Source organism: Nocardia sp. NPDC047654, from assembly GCF_043205035.1.
Taxonomy (GTDB): Bacteria; Actinomycetota; Actinomycetes; order Mycobacteriales; family Mycobacteriaceae; genus Nocardia.
In genome coordinates this window covers 134,143-152,731 of record NZ_JBIDDF010000007.1, presented here as the reverse complement: position 1 = coordinate 152,731, position 18,589 = coordinate 134,143, and the positions used below count along the sequence as shown (strand labels likewise).

Below are 18,589 nucleotides of genomic sequence, written 5' to 3'. Positions count from 1 at the left end.
CCAGACCCGTGGACGTCGCGCCGAAACGGAATGCCCGGCCGTGCGCTGGGGCATGATGGGAGAGCACGGAGACGATCGGAGCGAAGACACAGGATCCGCGGAGATGGCACAGCGCAGTTCCCTCTCGCAGCGACGCGCTGCACTGGAACAAGAGTGGTCCCGATGGATACCCGCCGGGACACCGCAGGGTGATTCCGCGCTGCGCAGCGAGGTCGCGCAATCGTGGCTGCGATCGTTGCGCACCGTCGATCCGGCGTGCGAGCACGCGCCCCACGCCGACGCCGATGTGGCCGCCCGCTGGGCCGAGTCCCCTCTGCGCACACCGGTATCCGAGCTGACCGACCAATTGCGCGACATCACCGAAGGCGCGGGCTACGTCGCGGCGATCACCGACGAGACCGGCACCATCCTGTGGTCGCACGGCGGTCCGGTGATGCGCCGCCGCGCCGAACAGGTCAACTTCGCGCCGGGCGGTCGATGGGACGAGGCGCACATGGGCACGAACGCGTTGTCGCTGGCGTTGCGCACCGCTCGGCCGCACACCGTGTTCTCCGCCGAGCACTTGGTCGCCGCCCTGCACGGCTGGGTCTGCTACTGCGCGCCGATCCGCGCCGCGGACGGTCGCCAGCTCGGCGTGCTGGACCTGTCAACCACCTGGGATCGCGCGCACCCGCTGGCCATGTCCACCGCCCGTACCCTGGTCACCGCCATCGAGACCAAGCTGCACCATCGCATGGCCACGCCCGGGGTCCGGCTGACCTGTCTCGGCACCGCCCGCCTGATCCGTGACGGCGCCCCCGTGCGGCTGCGCCCGAGGCACCTGGAGATCCTGACCCTGCTGGCACTCGAACCCGACGGGTTCACCCACGAACGTCTGCACTTCGCGGTGTACGGCGACCGGCCGGTCGGGGCCAGCACGCTCAAATCCGAGATGTCCTACCTGCGGCGCGCCACCGGCGGCGACATCACCAGCCGGGTCTATCGCCTGGTGAGCCCGTTGTCCTGTGACGCCGTGGACGTGCTCGCCGCGCTCGAAGCGGGCGACACCGCCACGGCGGTCGAGCTGTATCGCGGCCCGCTGCTGCCGGACTCGGACACCCCCGGCATCGTGCAGTGGCGCGAGTACCTGGCGGTCGGCGTGCGCACCGCGGTGCTGTCCAGCGGAAACGTCGAGCACGCGCTGCGTTACGGCGAGCGCGCACCGCACGACATCGAGATCCATGAACGCGCGCTTCGCCTGCTTCCCGCGGGCGACGGGCGTCGTGCGCTGGCGGCCGCCCGGCTGCACGGCGCGCTGCGCGACTGAGGTCGCGCGCCTCAACGTTTCGTCAACCCTCGCGGTTCATAGTGACCCGAATCACGGCCGCCGCGCCGTGTGCATCACGTCCGCAACCAGCGAGGAGTCACCCGCCATGAGCTACGCGAAGCCGGGAACCGAGGGCAGCGTCGTCGAATTCGCCACGCGCTACGACAATTTCATCGGCGGTGCGTGGACCGCCCCGGTGGAGGGCCGTTACTTCGAGAATCCCTCGCCGGTGGACGGCCAGACCTTCTGCGAGGTGGCGCGGTCCTCGGCCGCAGATATCGAACTGGCCTTGGATGCCGCGCACCAGGCGGCCGACGCGTGGGGCGCCACGTCGACCACCGAGCGAGCCAACCTGCTCAACAAGATCGCCGACCGGATCGAGGACAACCTCGAGGCGCTGGCAGTGGCCGAGACCTGGGAGAACGGTAAGCCGGTCCGGGAAACGCTGGCCGCCGACCTGCCCTTGGCGGTCGATCACTTCCGCTACTTCGCCGGGGCTGTCCGCGCCCAGGAAGGCGGCATCAGCGAGATCGACGCCGACACCATCGCCTATCACTTCCACGAACCTCTCGGCGTCGTCGGGCAGATCATCCCTTGGAACTTCCCGATCCTCATGGCCACCTGGAAGCTCGCGCCGGCCCTCGCCGCGGGAAACGCCGTGGTGCTCAAGCCCGCCGAGCAGACCCCGGCCTCGATCCTGAAGGTCGTGGAGCTGATCGCCGATCTGCTGCCGCCGGGAGTCCTCAACGTGGTCAATGGTTTCGGCGTCGAGGCGGGCAAGCCGCTGGCGGCCAGCCCGCGCGTGGCCAAGGTGGCCTTCACCGGCGAGACCACCACCGGCAGGCTGATCATGCAGTACGCCAGCGAGAACATCATCCCGGTCACGCTCGAACTGGGCGGAAAGAGTCCCAACATCTTCCTGCCCGACATCATGGCCGCCGACGACGCCTTCCTCGACAAGGCGGTGGAGGGCTTCGTGATGTTCGCGCTCAACCAGGGCGAGGTGTGCACCTGCCCGTCCCGCGCGCTGATCCACTCCTCGATCTACGACGAGTTCATCGCCCGGTGCATCGAACGCACCAAAGCCATCCGCAGCGGCAACCCGCTCGACGAGGCCACCATGATCGGCGCGCAGGCCAGCAACGACCAGTTCGAGAAGATCCTGTCCTACATCGACATCGGCCGCCAGGAGGGCGCCGAGGTGCTCACCGGCGGCGGCCCGCGCAAGGTCGACGAGTTCCCCGGCGGTTTCTACGTCGAGCCGACGATCTTCTCCGGCCGCAACGACATGCGGATCTTCCAGGAGGAGATCTTCGGGCCGGTCGTGTCGGTGACCACGTTCGACTCCGTCGACGAGGCGCTGAAGATCGCCAACGACACCCTCTACGGACTCGGCGCGGGAGTGTGGACCCGCGACATCAACGCCGCCTACCGCCTCGGCCGCCAGATCAAGGCGGGCCGGGTGTGGACCAACTGCTATCACGCCTACCCCGCGCACGCCGCCTTCGGCGGCTACAAGAAGTCCGGCATCGGGCGCGAGAACCACCGCATGATGCTCGACCACTACCAGCAGACCAAGAACCTGCTGGTCAGCTACTCGCCGGACAAGCTCGGATTCTTCTGATGCCGGATCCGGCCGGCCGCGTGGAGTTCACCGGATCGGCGGAAGCGCTGCTGCGCCGACTGATCGAGCAGCACGGCCCGGTGATGTTCCATCAGTCCGGCGGCTGCTGTGACGGCAGTGCACCGATGTGCTATCCGCGCGGCGAATTCCGGGTCGGCGCGTCGGACGTGCTGCTGGGGTATCCGGCGGCGGACACCCCGTTCTGGATGAGCGCCGACCAGTACGAGTACTGGCGGCACACCCATCTCACGGTCGACGTGGTGCCGGGCCGTGGCAGCGGATTCTCCCTGGAAGCGCCCGAAGGGGTGCGCTTCCTGATCCGCTCGCGACTGCTCACCGACGAGGAACTCGCCGTCCTCGAGGCACAGCCGCCCCCGACCGGGGCGGACCTGCCCCAGTGACCCGGGGCGCCGGCCACCGACGATTACGGTCGCGCCGGTGCCTCGCCAGGGCTGATCGCCGGACCGCCGCCGCGGTGGCCGGCCGCTCCGAGCACGAAAAATCCGTATGCGGGAATAGCCGGAGGGCGGATACGGTCGTTCGAGGTGGTTAGACAGGCGAACGAGAGGGGCCGCGGTGGCGACCGAGACTGTGACGGCGTCCGTAGGGCTCCGATCCGAGCGCGGCGCCATCCTCGGCTCGCTGATGCTGGCGACCGCGCTGGTCGCGCTGGACTCGACGGTTATCGCCACGGCGGTGCTCACCATCACCGACAGCCTCGGCGGCTTCGCGCAGTTCCCCTGGTTGTTCTCCATCTATCTGCTGGCGCAGGCGGTGACGGTGCCGATCTACGGCAAGCTCGCCGACACCGTGGGGCGTAAACCCGTGATCCTGTTCGGGATCGCGATGTTCGCACTGGGTTCGCTGCTGTGCGGCGTGGCGACCAGCATGCTCGGGCTGATCGCCTTCCGCGCCGTCCAGGGCATCGGCGCCGGAGCGATCCAGCCGATGACGATGACGATCGCGGGCGATTTGTACACGTTGTCGGAGCGCGCCAAGGTCCAGGGATATCTGGCCAGCGTGTGGGCCATGTCGAGTGTGGCGGGCCCGTTGCTGGGCGGCCTGTTCGCCGAGTACGTCAGTTGGCGCTGGATCTTCCTGATCAACCTTCCGCTCTGCGCGCTGGCCGGATGGATGCTGGTGCGCAATTTCGCCGAGGCCGCGCCGCGACGCAGGCAGAGCGTCGACTACCTGGGTGCGGCTCTGCTGACCGTCGGTGCGGGCGCGTTGATCCTCGGACTGCTCGAGGGCGGCCAGGCCTGGGCATGGTCTTCGCCGGTCAGCGTGGGGATCTTCGCGGGCGGCGCGCTCCTGCTCGTGCTGTTCGGGCTGGTCGAACGCAGGGCGCGCAATCCGATCCTGCCGCTGTGGGTGTTCACCCGCCGCGTGGTGGTCGCCAGCAGCCTGGTGTCGGTCCTGGTCGGCGCCGTCCTGATCGGAGCGACCTCCTACGTGCCCACCTTCACCCAGGGTGTGCTCGGCACCGGCGCGCTGGTCGCGGGCCTGACGGTCGGCGCGCTCACCCTCGGCTGGCCGCTGGCCGCGTCCCAAGCGGGCAAGGTGTACCTGCGCATCGGCTTCCGCGCGACAGCCCTGATCGGCAGCGGCTTGGCGGCGCTCGGTGCCGCGAGCACGCTGTTGATCACCCAGCACTCGGGGCTGTGGCAGGTCGCCGCGTCGTGCTTCGTCATCGGCACCGGCATGGGCCTGGTCGCGACCCCGACCCTGATCGCGGCGCAGACCAGCGCCGAATGGACCGAACGGGGCGTGGTCACCTCGGCCAATATGTTCGCGCGCTCGCTCGGCAGCGCGGTGGGCGTCGCCGTGTTCGGTGCGATCGTGAACTCGCGGGTCGGCCACACCGACCACCCGGTGCCCGCCACACTGGCCTCGGCGGTGCATCTGGTCTTCGTCACGATCGCGGCGATGGCCGCCGTCATGCTCATCGCTTCGGCGATGATGCCCCGGCGGTCGGTGACCGGCTGACCGTCGGTCCCGCACCGCGCTCGGCCACAGTGGCGCGAGGTGCTTCGGTCGCTCCGGACAGGTGGGCGGCAACCGGGTGGCACCCATGCCGGGCGGCCCACGGAGGCGCGGACCGCGCCGACGTCCAGCGCTCGTCCTCATCGGCATATGCCGCAGCAGGCCCGCGGGCCAGGAGCGCACAGATGAAGCGGACGACTCGACTCTAGGCAGCGGGTTTTCGGAAGCGTCCGGCACCGACCCTGGCGCAAGCTGGGCTTCCCGAACCGAACCGGAACTCTGGAGGTCGCAGTGGCACAAACCGTATGCGGGATCGTCGGCGTGTTCTTCCTCGGCATGGGCGCGTACGCACTCGCCGCACCCGCCGCGCTGATCCGGCCGTTCGGCATCCGGCTCACCGAAGCCGGCGCCCGCTACGAAGTGCGCGCCGTCTACGGCGGTTTCGGGCTGGCGATGGCGGCCGTGCTGGCGGTGGCCGCCCTGGACCTCGCATCGCTGCGCGGCGGGATCATGGTCGCGGTCGGCGCGGCGCTGGCGGGCATGGCCCTCGGCCGGGTGGCGTCCGCTGTGCTCGATGAGCGGACGGCCTTCTACCCCACCTGGTTCTACGGCATGGTGGAGACGGTCGGCGCTGTCGCGCTCTTCGCGGCCGCCTAGCGATGACCGCCCGTCAGCTGGTGTGCACGGGGTCGGTCGCGGTGCTGGAGTTACCGATCTTGCGCAGCGCGAGGTACCCGGCCGACACCAGCACCGCCCACACCACGCCGACGACGATCGCGGTGCGCCCGCTGTCGGTGAACAGCAGCAGCACGACCACCAGCCCGAGGAACGCCAGCGCCAGCACGGAGGTGTAGGGCGCGGCGGGCAGCCGGTAGTCGCTCGCGGGCAACTCACCGCGGGCCACCTTGGCCCGGTAGAGCAGGTGACAGACCAGGATGACGCCCCAGACGAAGATGATGCCGATGGTCGACACCGAGGTGATGTAGGCGAACGCCTTGTCCGGGGAGATGATGTTGACCACCACGCCGATCACCATCGCCGCGGCGGACGCGATGATCCCGGCGTAGGGCACCGCGTTCGCGCTCAGCTTGCTCAGCCCGGCGGGCGCCTCGCCGCGCAGCGACAGGGTGCGCAGCATCCGGCCGGTCGAGTAGATCCCCGAGTTGCACGACGACAATGCCGCGGTGAGCAGCACGAAGTTGACGATGCCCGCCGCACCGGGGATGCCGATCTGCTCGAAGACCTCCACGAACGGGCTCTTGCCCGCGTGGAAGGTGCGCCAACTGGAAACCGCCATGATCACCATGAGCGCGCCGACGTAGAACAGGCCGATCCGGAAGGGGAGCGTGTTGATCGCCTTGCGCAGCGTCTTGCGGGGCTCGCGCGCCTCCCCTGCGGTGACGCCGACCAATTCCACGCCGACGTAGGCGAACAGCACGATCTGCAACACCAGCAGCGACTGGCCGAGACCGTTGGGGAACACGCCCCCGTCGGCCCACAGATTGGTGACGGTGGGGTCGGGCGCGTGACCGAAACCGAACAGCAGCACGCCGATGCCGAGCAGGATCATGCCGACGATGGCGGTCACCTTGATGGTGGAGAACCAGAACTCGCCCTCGCCGAACAGCCGCACCGAGATCAAGTTGGCGCAGAACATCACCGCGAGCACGACCAGTGCGGTGACCCACGGCGCGATGTCGAACCAGTACTCCACGTACTTGCCCGCCACGGTGATCTCGGCCATGCAGGTGGCCACCCACACCGCCCAGTACGACCAGCCGGTCACGAAACCGGCGAAGCGGCCGAGGAATTCGTGCGCGTACTCGGCGAAACTGCCCGAGATCGGCCGGTAGGTCAGCAATTCGCCGAGCGCCCGCATGATCACGAAGATGGCCAGGCCCGCCGCCAGATAGGCCAGGATGAGACCGGGACCGGCCTGCTCGATCGCGCCGCCCGCGCCGTAGAACAGGCCCGTGCCGATCGCGCCGCCGATGGCGATCATCTGAATGGTGCGCGGGCTCAGGCCCCGCGCGTAGCCCTCCGACTCCCCGCCGTCCGCCGGATCCAAGGGGCCCGCGTCCTGAAGATGACGGTCGGAGGCTGTCATACTGCGGTCCTTCCCTCGCTGGGCAGCGGCGCCGGTCGCCTGCCGGTACGCCGGAACACGATGTCGGATCATCGCACGGTCCGGCCCAGGGGGTCACGCTACCGCCCGGCCGGCGCGCGCGTCGTCTCCGGGCCGACCGCCACGGCCGTGCGGATCTACCGGAGCGGCGTCGGGCGTGCCATCATCGGATCCCCTACCGATGGGCTTTCGTCATGACCGAAGCATCGCCACGGCGCGGGCGACCCGGCCGCTTCGCGCTGCGCGCCGTCGTCGTCCTGTTCGTGATCGTCGCCGTCCTGGTCGGCGCGTCGTTCGCGACGACGACCGTCCTGCACATCCCATCGCCGCCGACACTGCTGCGTCTGCTGACCGACCCGCCGTCGGCGCAGGGCGCGCTGTTCGAGAGCCGGACGGTGGCCGCCTCCCCCGCCCCGCGTCCCCTCCCGAAAGCACCGCGGCCGCTGCCCGACCAGGTGCCCTGGAAGGGCTCGCACCTCTCGATCGCCGATTTCCTCGGCACCACGCACACCAATTCATTCCTCGTCCTGCGCGACGGCGCTGTGACACACGAGTGGTACCGCGACGGCTTCACCGCGACCACCCGGCAGTCCTCGTGGTCGGTGGTGAAGTCCATCGTGTCGCTGCTGACCGGCCGAGCCGTCGCGGCGGGGAAACTCACCGAGGACGACCGCTTGGTGCGGATCCTGCCCGAGCTGACCACCGGCGGCGAGTACGACAGCATCACCATCCGCGACCTGCTGGACATGGCCTCCGGGGTAGACGTATCGGAGAACTACAACAAGTATCTGCCGCTGACGGGCACCGCCCGGATGTACCTCACCGAGGATCTGGCCGGATTCGTCCGCGACCACCACGGCCTGCGGTTCCCTCCCGGCAGCGCGGGCGAGTACCGCAGCGTGGACACCCAATTGCTGGGCATGGCGCTGGCGCGGGTCGAAGGCATGCCGCCGGCCGAATTGCTGGAGCGCGACATCTGGGGGCCGATCGGCGCCGAGGACGACGCGCTGTGGAACCTCGATCGCTCCGGAGGCCAGGAGAAAGCGTTCTGCTGCCTGAACGCGACCGCCCGCGATTTCGCCAAGATCGGCCGGCTGGTGCTGGACGGCGGACGGGCAGGCGACGCGCAGATCGTGCCGCCTGCCTGGATCGACCGCATCCGCACGCCGGCACCGCACCGGGTGGGCGTCTGGCCCTACAGCGCGCAATGGTGGCACCCGACCGGCGGGGACGGCGCCGACCTCACCGCCGTCGGCGTGTACGGCCAGTACGTCTACGTGGACCCGCCCAGCGGCACCGTCATCGTCAAGCTCAGCGACCACGGCACCACCCAGGACGAGCAGGAGACCATCGAGGTGTTCCGCGCGATCGCACGCGGCTGAGGCGGCCGGGCGAAATACACCGGGGACGGGCGGCGTTGGCAGTGGAGATCGCCACTGTGGAGGAGACCCATGATCGACGTCCCGCTGTCCGTACTGGATCTGGCGCCGGTGCAGTCCGGCCGCACCGTCCGTGAGGGGCTGGACGCGACCACCGAATTGGCCAGGCGCACCGAAGCTTTGGGCTACCACCGCTTCTGGGTCGCCGAACACCACAACATGCCCGGCATCGCCAGCTCGGCGCCGAGCGTGCTGCTGGCCCACCTGGCCGCCGCCACCTCGACCATCCGGGTCGGCTCCGGCGGGGTGATGCTGCCCAATCACGCGCCGCTCGTGGTCGCCGAGCAGTTCGGCACCCTGCACGCGCTGCATCCCGGGCGGATCGACCTCGGCATCGGACGCGCGCCCGGCACCGACCAGGCGACCGCCCGCGCGCTGCGACGGACCGCGGACGGACTGTCGGCGGAATCGTTCCCCCAGGAACTGGCCGCATTGCTGGGCTACTTCCGCGGCGCCGATCCCGGCGGCATCGCCGCGACGCCGGGTCGCGGCGAGGAACCGGAGATCTGGCTGCTGGGTTCCAGCGGTTACAGCGCCCAGGTCGCCGCGGTGCTCGGACTCCCGTTCGCCTTCGCGCACCACATCAGCCCCGACAACACCGAGCCCGCGCTCGCGCTCTACCGCGAGCATTTCCGGCCGTCGGAGCACCTGGAGCGCCCGTACGCGATGGTGGCGGTCGCGGTGATCTGCGCGGACACCGACGAGCGCGCCGATGCCCTCGCCGGTCCGCGCGACCTGGCTTTCCTGAACCTGGTGCGCGGCACGCCGCAGGCGCTGGCCACGCCGGAGGAAGCGGCCGCGTTCCGCCCGACGGAGCAAGAGCGCGCGTTCATCCGGCAGCGCCGGGCCGGGCAGGTGCTCGGCTCGCCGGAGACGGTGCGCGGCCGGCTCGCGGACCTGCTCGAGCGCACGCGGGCCGACGAGCTGATGATCAACACGCTGGTCTACGACATCGACGACCGCGCCAGATCGTTCGAACTGCTCACCGAGAAGGTCGCGGCCTGAGGCGGGTCAGTGCAACCGGAAGCCGTGGTTGTTCAGCGATTCGCGCAGCCGGTGCCTGCCGTTGAGCGCCGCCGCCGAGGCCAGCCGGGCCAGCACACGCTCGGTCCAGGAATGCGCGAGCTGTTGCTCGGCATAGAATTCCGCGATTCGGGTCTCGTACTCGGCTACGTGCGACCGCTGCGCGGCCAGATCGTAGGTTTCCCGGTGCAGCACGGCTTCCTGCGGAAGACGCGGTTTCACCCGCGCGTCCTCGGCGGGGTCGGGGTGGCCGACCACCAAGCCGAAGACGGCGAAGACCTGCGGCGGCAGGCCCAGTTCGGCGGCGACTTCTTCCGGCTTGTTGCGCAACGCGCCGATGTAGACGGTGCCGAGTCCGAGCGATTCCGCCGCCACGACCGCGTTCTGCGCCGCGAGCGCGGCGTCGATGAAGCCGACGTAGCTCGACTCGAGGTAGTCCGCGCCCTCCAGCGGCGCGCTCCGGTCTTCGGCGAGCTGGCGCAGGCGGGCGAAGTCGGCCGTCCAGACCAGCAGCACCGGTGCCTGCACGATGTGGGCCTGGTCGCCCGCGAGCGCGGCCAAGCGTGCCTTGCGCTGCGGGTCGCGCACCGCGATGACGCTCCAGACCTGGAGATTCGACGAGGTCGGCGCGGACTGCGCCGCGGAGATCAGCAGTCGCAGCGTGGCATCGGGCACGGGGTCGGACAGGTAGCGGCGCACCGAGCGATGTTCGTGCAGCACTTGCAGGACCTGATTCCACGGCGCGGGTTCGACCGGTCGAGGATCGCGGTAGCGCTGTTGCACGGCGTGGGTCGGTGTCGGCACGGACTGCGTCATGGGCATCATCCTTTCGCCCGCGCGGCGCGCCGTCAGCGGTTGGCCGCACCCTGAGCCGAACACGAGTAGGGTAAGTAAGGCAATCCTAATAACATTTATCGGAGGTTCCCTTGGCACGTCCCCGCACCACCCTCACGGTGCAACGCACGGAATGGCTGACCCCGCACCTGATCCGGGTGCACCTCGGCGGCCCCGGCTTCGCCGCGTTCCGGCCCAGCGAGTTCACCGACTCGTATGTGAAGTTCATCTTCCCGCAGGACGGGAACGAGGTGTTGCGCACCTACACCGTCCGATCGGTGGACAGCGTCGCCGGGGAAATCGCGGTGGATTTCGTCTACCACGGCGCGGAGGGCCTCGCGGGACCGTGGGCAGCCGCGGTGGAACCCGGCGACACCGTCGACCTGTACGGCCCGGGCGGCGCCTACTCCCCGCGCCCGGACGCCGACTGGCATCTGCTGGCGGGTGACGAGGCGGCGTTGCCCGCCATCGCCGCCGCGCTCGAGGCGATGCCCGCCGAAGCGACCGGCCTGGCGTTCGTCGAGGTCGCCGGTCCCGACGACGAACTCCCGCTGAAGAAGCCGGACGGCATCGAGCTCACCTGGCTGCACCGCGGCGTCCGGCCCCCTGGCGAAGTGCTCGCCGAAACCGTCCGTGCCGCGTCGTGGGCGCCCGGACAGGTTCAGGTGTTCATCCACGGCGAGGCCGAGGCGGTCATGAAGGATCTGCGGCGCTACATCCGCAGGGATCGAGGCGTTCCCGCCGAGTGGGCGGCGTCGATCTCCGGGTATTGGCGCCGCGGCCGCACCGAGGAAGGCTTCCGGGAATGGAAGGCCGAACTGCGGGCGGCCGAGGAAGCCAACGCCTGAATCGTCAGTCGCCCCACCCGCTCATCGACACGATCGCGTCCCAGGTGAGCGTAGGGAGTTCGGGATGGCGCTGCTGCAGGATCGCACGAGCGAGGCTTGTGGGCGGCGCCTTCCGCGGGTTCGCCACCGCCTGGGCTTCGATCGCCGCGCCGAGCGCGCGGCTGCCGCCCAGCCGCGGATAGGCGCCGTGCACCAGGTCGGCGTAGCCGAACGGCAGGTCGGCGGGGGAACCGCCCACGTCGACGCCGATGCCGTCCACGGCGATCCACGTTTCCGGCGGCCTGCGGCGGCGCCAGACCGGCGAGTCGGTGAAACCCGAGGTGTGCGCGGCGATGGCGTCCCAGATCGTGTCCACCCTGGCGTCGGTGACACCGTTGTCCTCGAGGAATCGCGCGGCGCGATCGGCGCCGCCGATCTCGAACTTCTGGTCGCCCTCCGCGCTGTCGGCCAACCGAGGTCGTGCAGCGCGCAGATCAGATACATGGTTTCCTCGTCGTAGTCGGCGCCGGGCCGCAAGCCTTGCCGTTCGGCGACCGCGCGCCCGAAGAGGAAACCCCGCACGCTGTGGTTGCGCAGCATCGGGGAGAGTTCGGCGGCGATGAGCCGATTCGCGGCGTCCGCCACGGATGTCGCCGGGTTACTCAGGGAAAATCCCTGTGCCGAAGCCACTTTCGTCGCCACGGTGAACGCGCCGGCGGCGATTCCCGCGCTCAGCGCGGCACGACGAGACAGAGACATGGTCGTACTCCTGATTCGTGAACGGTGCGATCAGCGCGCGGGCGCGCGGAAGCGCCTGCGGTAGTCGCTCGGCGAGGTGCCGAGCAGTTCGAGGAAGGTGCGGCGCATCGTCTCCTCGGAGCCGAACCCGCTGCGGCGGGCGACCGTCGTCATCGGCTCGTCGCCGGATTCGAGCAGCGCTTGCGCGGCTTCCAGCCGCACCTGCTTGACGTAACGCCCCGGCGTCATGCCGATCTCCTGCCGGAACAGGCGGCTGAAATGGCGTTCGCTCAGCGCGGCGCGGGCGGCCATGGCGGCTAGGCTGTGATCGGCGCACAGGTCGGCGATCACCGCGTCGACCACCTGGCGCAGGCCGTCGGTGCGTGGCGTCGGAATACTCGTGCGCACACTGAACTGCGACTGGCCGCCGGGCCGGTGCAGGAACACCACGAGGTATTTGGCCAGCGAGCGCGCGAGGTCCGCGCCGTGCTCCTCCTCCACCAGCGCCAAAGCCATGTCTATACCCGCGGTGACTCCGGCGGACGTGATGACCGGGCCGTCGCGCAGATAGATGGCGTCGGCTTCCACTCGAACGCGCGGAAACCGCTGGGCCAGCGCCGAACACGCCAGCCAATGCGTGGTGGCGCGCCGCCCGTCCAGCAATCCGGCCTCGGCCAGCACGAACGCGCCGGTGCACACCGAGGCCACCCGCCGCGCCGCGCCGCCGACGGCGCGCACCGCCTCCACCAGCGCGGTCGGCACACGGTCCTCCGGCGGATACCCGGGCACCAGCAGGATGTCCACCGATCCGGTCAGCTCGCTCAGCGCGCCGTCGACGCCGAGCGGCACACCGACGTCCGTGCGGACCGCAGCGCCGTCGGGCGAGGCGAATCGGATGCGGCGCCCGGCCCAGTGCAGCACCTGTACCGGTCCGGCGACATCGAGCATCAGCACTCCGTCCGATACCGCCACCACGACGTCACCGCTCGCCTCCATGCACCCAGTCTCGAGCCGGTGCGGCGAGTCCACAAGGACGCCTCCCCCACAGATCCGGACATCACGGATCGAGCGGGCTACGCGCGCACTCGAAGTTTCCTCATGTGGCCGCGAGTGATCCCGGTCGGCGTGGGCGGGCTGTGAGCACGGATGACGAAGCCGGTGGTGGAGCCCGCGCTCGAGGGTAGGATGGAGGACTATTTCGAACTGGCAAGCGCGCCAGGAGGATCGAGGGCTACGCGGCCCGGCGAAGCCGGAGGTGCTTACCGGACCGGACACCTGAATCGAGCCGGCAACGGCGCCTTCGACCGACGCTTGTTCGCCACCCGCCAGTCACCGAATCACCAGGAATGGAGACGAGTTACACCGACGACAGGACAGACCCTCGATGTGGCTCCGTCACGCGACTCGGCATCGAGAACTCCCGCACCCTTTCACCTCACGCGCCGATCCGGTCGTGTACGACCGATCGGCAGCGGATTCGTCAGCGGCAGGAAGCCGCAGCAAGGATGCAGCGTTGCCCGAAGAACGACAAAGCGATGGCATCGCTCCACTTCCTGGTCGAGTACCTCGCTACAGGTTCGCCCCCGACATCAACAAGGAGATCAAAAAACTCCGGCAGCTGGACAATTGGCACGGGCCGTTGGCGTTGATCGGCGACTGGGCGGTGATCGCGGCTGTTGTCATCGTGTGCGAGCAGCTATCAGGGTGGATATGGTGGCTCGTCTATCTCACCGTGGGTCTGACTGCCATCGCAACCAGGCAGCGCGCGCTCGCGACACTGGTTCATGAGGCCGTGCACGGGACGCTGGCCGAAAACGAGCGCGTCAACAGGTTTTTGGGAACATGGTTCTCGGGGTATGTGATCCTGCAACCGTTCGACGCGTTCCGGCGGAGCCACATGCGCGATCATCACGGCAGCTTCGGCGATGTGCGCACAGATCCGGATTTCCGGGCACATATCACCGCGGGCTTGTACAAGCCGCAATCCGGCGCCGAGTTCGTGTGGCGTCACATGGTGATGCCGCTCCTGGGGCGGGAGACGTCGGCCATCGTGAAGGAGTTGAGACTCTCCGGAACCCGGGACGAGGTCCGCCCCGGGTTGGCAGTGGTGTGCTATCTGGCAACGCTGGGCCTGCTCTGCTCGACAACCGGTTACGGAACCCAATTCCTGCTGTATTGGATCATCCCGCTGCTGTTCGTATTCCCACTGATCAACTGGTACATGGCATTGCTGGAACATTTCCCCCTGGTAGGAAATAACAGCATAGATCTACACACCACTCGCCATCGCGCGTTGGGGCCGATCTCCTACCATTTCCTGGGTATACACAACGAGGGATACCACCTGGATCACCATCTCTCGCCGATGATTCCGTATTGGAATCTCCCCAAAGCGCATGAAATTCGATTGCTCGACCCTGTTTACGCACGCACCATCGAGGACACCGCACCCCGGTCCGGAAACGTTTTATGGCAATTCCGAGACATTGTGCGTCAGGTTTCGGAGGGCGAGACCAGCGCGCGGCTCGGTGAATTCACCGGTATAGAGCTCATCGATCGAAGGAATGATCGGCCTGGTTCGCCGGAACCGAAGTCGTTGCCGCTGAAGGGAAAACGTCACCAGTGACGCGATCCCGACTTCCGTTGCAATACTAACTCAGCAGCCCGACGATGGTGGCGGACAGGAAGCTGACCAACGTGGCGCCGTAGAGCAGGCGGAGGCCGTTGCGGGCGATGACGCTGCCCTGTTTCTCGCTGAGGCTGCGGACCGCGCCGGTGACGATGGCGATGGTGGAGAAGTTCGCGAACGACACCAGGTAGGTGGACACGATCGCGACGGTGCGGTCGGACAGTCCCCCGTGTTGCCGGTTCAGCTCCTGCATGGCGACCACCTCGTTGGACACCAGCTTGGTGCCCATGAATCGGCCCGCGGCCGCCGCCTCGTCCCACGGGATGCCGGTCAGCCAGGCGGCGGGGGCGAAGATGTGCCCCATCAGATCCTGGAACGTGGTGCCGTGGAACAGGGCGGCGAAGATTCCGTTGATCATGGCCAGCAGAGCGATGAATCCGATCAGCATGGCCGCGACGGTGAAAGCCACCTTGAAACCCACCAAAATGTATTCGGTGAGCATCTCGAAGAACGATTGCGCCTTACGGCTGTCGGAGATCTCCTCGCCGAGCAGCCGCGCGTCGTCGGCGGCGGTGACCACGTAGGGGTTGATCAGCGAGCACACCACGAAAGCGCCCAGCATGTTCAGCACGATGGCCGCGATCACGTACTTCGGGTCGATCAGCTGCATGTAGGCGCCGAGGATGCCCGCCGAGACCGTCGACATCGCCGAGGCCGCCAGGGTGTACATCCGCTGCGACGGGATGTCGTCGAGCATGGCGCGCAGCGAGATGAACACCTCGGACTGACCGAGGATGGCGGAGGCGACCGCGTTGAACGATTCGATCTTGCCGAAGCCGCTCACCCACGCCAGCAGCAGACCGAGGTACTTGATGACGAACGGCAGCACCCGCAGGTGCTGCAAGATGCCGATCAGCGCGGAGACGAGCACGATCGGCATCAGGACCGCGAAGAGGAACGCGGGCCCGCTGCCGCCGACGCTGGGCAGGTCGCCGAACACGAACGCCGTACCCTGTGCGGCGTAGCCGAGGATATGGGCGAAAGTGTCGCTGACCGCCCGGATCACGGTTCCCCCGATCCCCGTTTTCAGCAACAGGAAACCTAGCGCGATCTGCAGGAGCAACAGGACCGCGATCCGCGGCAGCCTTCCGGCGGCGGCGCGGCGGTCGGTACTGGGCAACCATGCCAGCAGCAGGAAGCACGCCAGCCCGACGAATCCGATCAGATAATGCACGCGCACCTCGGCCGCCGTGACGTACACCGGCTTGTGGGACCAACTCTCATGTCGGTCTATGGTGCGGTGTCTCCACGGCTGAGAAGATCAGCAGCGGCTCCGGAACTTAGCTCCGCGAACGAGCAGTGACATCGCCCAGGTGGGAAGGGATGATCGGTGGCAGACCGGTCGCCACAATCTCTGAACCTGATGACCTTCCCGATCGACCTCCGGGTCGGTACACCACTTCTATCGAAGGTGAGGTGGCGAAGGTGGCGCGAGCTTCGGCGCACTCGCAGGCCGACGAGAATTCCGTCGAGGCCGGCGGCTACCGGCAGGAGCTGGAACGGACCCTCGGCTCCTTCCAGGTGTTCGCGATCTCGTTCGCGTTCATCTCGGTGGCGGTCGGCATCTTCGCGACCTACGACGACGTGTTGCGCAACGCCGGTCCGGTGGGTGTCTGGCTCTGGATCGTCGCGGCGGTGGGGCAGGCTCTGGTGGCGTTGGTGGTCGCGCAGTTCGCGGCGCGCATCCCGCTCAGCGGCTCCTCCTACCAGTGGGCATCGCGACTGGCCAACCCCAAGATCGGCTGGTGGTTCGGGTGGGTGACCTTCTGCTACCTGGCGATCGCCGTGGTGGCCGTCGACAACGCGCTGGCGAGCCAGGCCTTCATGCCGCTCGCGGGCATCGAGCCGGACGAGGACACCGCCCGGCTGATCACGCTCGTGGTGCTGTTCATCCAGGCGGTGCTGGCCATCGCGTCGACGCGCCTGGTCAGCATGATCAACACCAGCGCGGTGGGGCTCGAACTCGGGCTCGTGGTGGTGCTGGCGATCGCGCTCGTCGTCGCGGTGGTGATCACCGGTAGAGGCGCCCCCGGCAACCTCACCTCCCGCGGTGTCACCGAGAACGCTCCCGACTACTTCACCGTCGGCGGCGGGTTGATGCTCGCCATGCTCATGGGCCTGGGCACGCTGGTCGGCTTCGACGCGGCGGCCAACCTCGCCGAAGAGGCCGAGGACCCGCATCGCAGCGTCCCGCGCGCGATCGTGGGATCGGTGGTGGCCGCCGGGGTGCTGGGGCTGCTGTTCCTGATCGCGCTCACCGTCGCGATCGACGACATCCCCCGCATCAGTGCCAGCGGCTCGCCGGTCGCGGCGATCATGCGCGATCAGCTCGGTCCGGTGATGGAGCGGACGCTGCTGGCGGCGATCACGTTCGCGTTCTTCGGCGCCGGGATGGTGGTGCTGGCCGCGTGCTCGCGGCTGGTTTTCGCGATGTCCCGCGACGCGCGCTTCCCCGCCCACCGGCTGATGCGCCGGGTCGACCCTCGCACCCACACGCCGGTCCCGGCGACGATCCTGATCTTTCTCCTCGGTGTGGTCCTGATGATCGCCCTGCCGGGCGACGCGCTATTGGAGCTGATCACGGCGTCGACGATCCTGCCCGCACTCATCTACGCCTCGACAGTCGTTCTCTACCTGGCGGTGCGCCGCCGGTTGGACCGCAGGAAAGGCGCGTTCGACCTCGGGCGCTTCGAGTTGCCGGTCGCCATCGGCGCGCTGGTGTGGTCGGCTGTCGCATTGTTCGTCCTGGTGACGCCCTCGGACGCCTTCGTTCCGGTCGTGATCGTCGCCGGATTGGTCGTTACGGGCGGCGTGTTCTTCCTCGCCCTGCTGGCGTTCGACCGGCGGGCGCTCGAAACCGAACCCGGTGATGTGAGCGTCTTCGAGCACTGACCGGCCGAGCCGCCCGAGCGCAGCTGGGCTTCGGGCGGCTCGGCGGTGGTCACCGGCCTACTGGCGCGGCGCGCGCAACGCCTCCTCCACGAACTGCGTGGTGTAGGTCTCCGACAGGTCGATGCGATCGCGCACGGGGCGCACGTTCTTCGAGTACTTGCCGAGAATGTCCAGCACGTTCTGCGCGCCCTCCGGTTTCATCAGGCCGTCGCCGTTGAACATGCCGATGGAGTCGCGGATCGACTGGACGTAGAGGTCCTTGCCCGCACTCGCGTACTGCGGCGGCATCTTCGCGGCGATCTCCTCGGGCGTGTGCGTCCGGATCCATTGCAGCGTCTGCACGAACGCGGCGGCGAGCTTGCGCACGATGTCCGGGTGGGCGTCGATCGTGGCGCAGTTCATGTACAGCGACGTCGCCGGGTACAGCCCACCGAGCGCGGCCCGGGTGCCCGCCTCGGTGCGCATGTCGACCAGAATCCGCGCCTCCCCGGAGTTCACCATCTGCGCCACGGTGGGATCGGTGGTCATGCCCGCGTCGATGCCGTCGTGGTTCATGCCCGCGATGAAGGTCTGTCCCGCGCCGACTTTCACCCGGGTGTACTCGGCGGTCGTCATGCCCTCCTGGCCGGTGAGCGCCTGGGTGAGGAAGTCGGTCGAGGAACCGAGCGAGGTCACGCCCAGTTTCTTGCCGCGCAGGTCGGCGACCGAGGTGATGTCCGCGTCCGCCCTCGACACCAGCTCCACCTCGCCCGGCACATCGGACATCTGCACCACCGAGCGGATGCACTGGTCCTTGGCCTGCAGGTCGATGGTGTGGTCGTAGAACCCGACCACCCCCTGCACATCGCCGGTGAGCAGCGCGGTCTCGGCCGTGGCGCCGGACTGTTCGCCGAGCAATCTCACGTCGATGTCGTTGCGCTCGAAGAAGCCGAGTCGCTGGGTGAGCATGGCGGGCAGATAGATCACCTTCTCCAGGCCACCCACCATGATGGTGATCTGCGGCCGCCCGTCGGCCATCGGAATGGTGCGGGAGTCCCGGCATCCGGTGACGGTCAGCAGTGCCGCGATCGCGACGGCCACGAGCGCCAGCTGCTTGCGATACCTCATGA

General features: G+C 68.5%; 16 protein-coding genes. 10 read left to right on the top strand and 6 right to left on the bottom strand.

Annotation, left to right across the window (positions count from 1 at the left end; all coding sequences use genetic code 11):
- The first annotated feature begins 103 nt into the window (after positions 1-103).
- From ACGF7Y_RS20500 to ACGF7Y_RS20480, 5 genes are all read left to right on the top strand, one after another.
- Complete coding sequence (locus ACGF7Y_RS20500) at positions 104-1,306, top strand: transcriptional regulator (RefSeq protein ID WP_393235996.1); 1,203 nt, start codon at positions 104-106, stop codon at positions 1,304-1,306.
- Positions 1,307-1,412: 106 nt separating this feature from the next.
- Positions 1,413-2,930, top strand: coding sequence for an aldehyde dehydrogenase family protein (locus tag ACGF7Y_RS20495; protein ID WP_393235994.1), 1,518 nt, complete (start codon positions 1,413-1,415; stop codon positions 2,928-2,930).
- Positions 2,930-3,331 (top strand): DUF779 domain-containing protein, encoded by a 402-nt coding sequence (locus ACGF7Y_RS20490; protein WP_393235992.1) that lies wholly within the window; start codon positions 2,930-2,932, stop codon positions 3,329-3,331. Before ACGF7Y_RS20495 ends, ACGF7Y_RS20490 begins: the two co-directional genes overlap by 1 nt.
- A gap of 175 nt (positions 3,332-3,506) precedes the next feature.
- A complete protein-coding gene (locus ACGF7Y_RS20485) occupies positions 3,507-4,916 on the top strand; it encodes an MFS transporter (protein WP_393235990.1) in 1,410 nt (469 codons plus the stop codon).
- Positions 4,917-5,204: 288 nt separating this feature from the next.
- Positions 5,205-5,570: a DUF4345 family protein gene (locus ACGF7Y_RS20480; protein ID WP_393235988.1), complete on the top strand. Its 366-nt coding sequence runs from the start codon at positions 5,205-5,207 to the stop codon at positions 5,568-5,570.
- 13 nt (positions 5,571-5,583) lie between these two features.
- Here ACGF7Y_RS20480 and ACGF7Y_RS20475 read toward each other — a convergent pair whose 3' ends face one another.
- Positions 5,584-7,020 (bottom strand): amino acid permease, encoded by a 1,437-nt coding sequence (locus ACGF7Y_RS20475; RefSeq protein WP_393235986.1) that lies wholly within the window; start codon positions 7,018-7,020, stop codon positions 5,584-5,586.
- Positions 7,021-7,232: 212 nt separating this feature from the next.
- On the opposite strand from ACGF7Y_RS20475, the gene ACGF7Y_RS20470 reads away from it, so the two are divergent.
- Both ACGF7Y_RS20470 and ACGF7Y_RS20465 read left to right on the top strand, forming a co-directional pair.
- Positions 7,233-8,420 carry a serine hydrolase domain-containing protein gene (locus tag ACGF7Y_RS20470; protein WP_393235984.1) on the top strand — a complete coding sequence of 396 codons (1,188 nt, stop codon included), beginning with the start codon at positions 7,233-7,235 and terminating at the stop codon, positions 8,418-8,420.
- A 69-nt stretch (positions 8,421-8,489) separates the two neighbouring features.
- Positions 8,490-9,482: an LLM class flavin-dependent oxidoreductase gene (locus ACGF7Y_RS20465; protein WP_393235982.1), complete on the top strand. Its 993-nt coding sequence runs from the start codon at positions 8,490-8,492 to the stop codon at positions 9,480-9,482.
- Between the two features lie 6 nt (positions 9,483-9,488).
- Here ACGF7Y_RS20465 and ACGF7Y_RS20460 read toward each other — a convergent pair whose 3' ends face one another.
- Positions 9,489-10,316: an NADPH-dependent oxidoreductase gene (locus ACGF7Y_RS20460; RefSeq protein ID WP_393235980.1), complete on the bottom strand. Its 828-nt coding sequence runs from the start codon at positions 10,314-10,316 to the stop codon at positions 9,489-9,491.
- 110 nt (positions 10,317-10,426) lie between these two features.
- On the opposite strand from ACGF7Y_RS20460, the gene ACGF7Y_RS20455 reads away from it, so the two are divergent.
- Positions 10,427-11,182, top strand: coding sequence for a siderophore-interacting protein (locus ACGF7Y_RS20455; protein ID WP_393235978.1), 756 nt, complete (start codon positions 10,427-10,429; stop codon positions 11,180-11,182).
- Positions 11,183-11,186: 4 nt separating this feature from the next.
- On the opposite strand, the gene ACGF7Y_RS20450 is transcribed toward ACGF7Y_RS20455, so the two are convergent.
- Both ACGF7Y_RS20450 and ACGF7Y_RS20445 read right to left on the bottom strand, forming a co-directional pair.
- Entirely contained in the window at positions 11,187-11,633 is a 447-nt protein-coding gene (locus ACGF7Y_RS20450; protein WP_393235976.1) for a hypothetical protein, read from the bottom strand.
- 317 nt (positions 11,634-11,950) lie between these two features.
- Positions 11,951-12,895: a GlxA family transcriptional regulator gene (locus tag ACGF7Y_RS20445; RefSeq protein ID WP_393235974.1), complete on the bottom strand. Its 945-nt coding sequence runs from the start codon at positions 12,893-12,895 to the stop codon at positions 11,951-11,953.
- A 517-nt stretch (positions 12,896-13,412) separates the two neighbouring features.
- On the opposite strand from ACGF7Y_RS20445, the gene ACGF7Y_RS20440 reads away from it, so the two are divergent.
- The gene (locus ACGF7Y_RS20440) at positions 13,413-14,525 is read left to right on the top strand and encodes a fatty acid desaturase (protein WP_393235972.1); all 1,113 of its coding nucleotides are present in this window, start codon (positions 13,413-13,415) and stop codon (positions 14,523-14,525) included.
- A 25-nt stretch (positions 14,526-14,550) separates the two neighbouring features.
- Here ACGF7Y_RS20440 and ACGF7Y_RS20435 read toward each other — a convergent pair whose 3' ends face one another.
- Positions 14,551-15,789 carry a NupC/NupG family nucleoside CNT transporter gene (locus ACGF7Y_RS20435; protein ID WP_393235970.1) on the bottom strand — a complete coding sequence of 413 codons (1,239 nt, stop codon included), beginning with the start codon at positions 15,787-15,789 and terminating at the stop codon, positions 14,551-14,553.
- A gap of 224 nt (positions 15,790-16,013) precedes the next feature.
- Between ACGF7Y_RS20435 and ACGF7Y_RS20430 the strand changes: the two genes are divergently transcribed.
- Complete coding sequence (locus ACGF7Y_RS20430; protein WP_393235968.1) at positions 16,014-17,480, top strand: APC family permease; 1,467 nt, start codon at positions 16,014-16,016, stop codon at positions 17,478-17,480.
- 57 nt (positions 17,481-17,537) lie between these two features.
- Here ACGF7Y_RS20430 and ACGF7Y_RS20425 read toward each other — a convergent pair whose 3' ends face one another.
- The gene (locus ACGF7Y_RS20425) at positions 17,538-18,587 is read right to left on the bottom strand and encodes an ABC transporter substrate-binding protein (RefSeq protein ID WP_393235966.1); all 1,050 of its coding nucleotides are present in this window, start codon (positions 18,585-18,587) and stop codon (positions 17,538-17,540) included.
- Between the last annotated feature and the right edge of the window lie 2 nt (positions 18,588-18,589).

Excerpts from the sequence above, each read along its gene's own strand:
- ACGF7Y_RS20465 (WP_393235982.1), top strand. The coding sequence starts at position 8,490 with ATGATCGACGTCCCGCTGTCCGTACTGGATCTGGCGCCGGTGCAGTCC.
- ACGF7Y_RS20425 (WP_393235966.1), bottom strand. The coding sequence starts at position 18,587 with ATGAGGTATCGCAAGCAGCTGGCGCTCGTGGCCGTCGCGATCGCGGCA.
- ACGF7Y_RS20495 (WP_393235994.1), top strand. The coding sequence starts at position 1,413 with ATGAGCTACGCGAAGCCGGGAACCGAGGGCAGCGTCGTCGAATTCGCC.
- ACGF7Y_RS20475 (WP_393235986.1), bottom strand. The coding sequence starts at position 7,020 with ATGACAGCCTCCGACCGTCATCTTCAGGACGCGGGCCCCTTGGATCCG.
- ACGF7Y_RS20460 (WP_393235980.1), bottom strand. The coding sequence starts at position 10,316 with ATGACGCAGTCCGTGCCGACACCGACCCACGCCGTGCAACAGCGCTAC.
- ACGF7Y_RS20500 (WP_393235996.1), top strand. The coding sequence starts at position 104 with ATGGCACAGCGCAGTTCCCTCTCGCAGCGACGCGCTGCACTGGAACAA.
- ACGF7Y_RS20470 (WP_393235984.1), top strand. The coding sequence starts at position 7,233 with ATGACCGAAGCATCGCCACGGCGCGGGCGACCCGGCCGCTTCGCGCTG.
- ACGF7Y_RS20490 (WP_393235992.1), top strand. The coding sequence starts at position 2,930 with ATGCCGGATCCGGCCGGCCGCGTGGAGTTCACCGGATCGGCGGAAGCG.
- ACGF7Y_RS20445 (WP_393235974.1), bottom strand. The coding sequence starts at position 12,895 with ATGGAGGCGAGCGGTGACGTCGTGGTGGCGGTATCGGACGGAGTGCTG.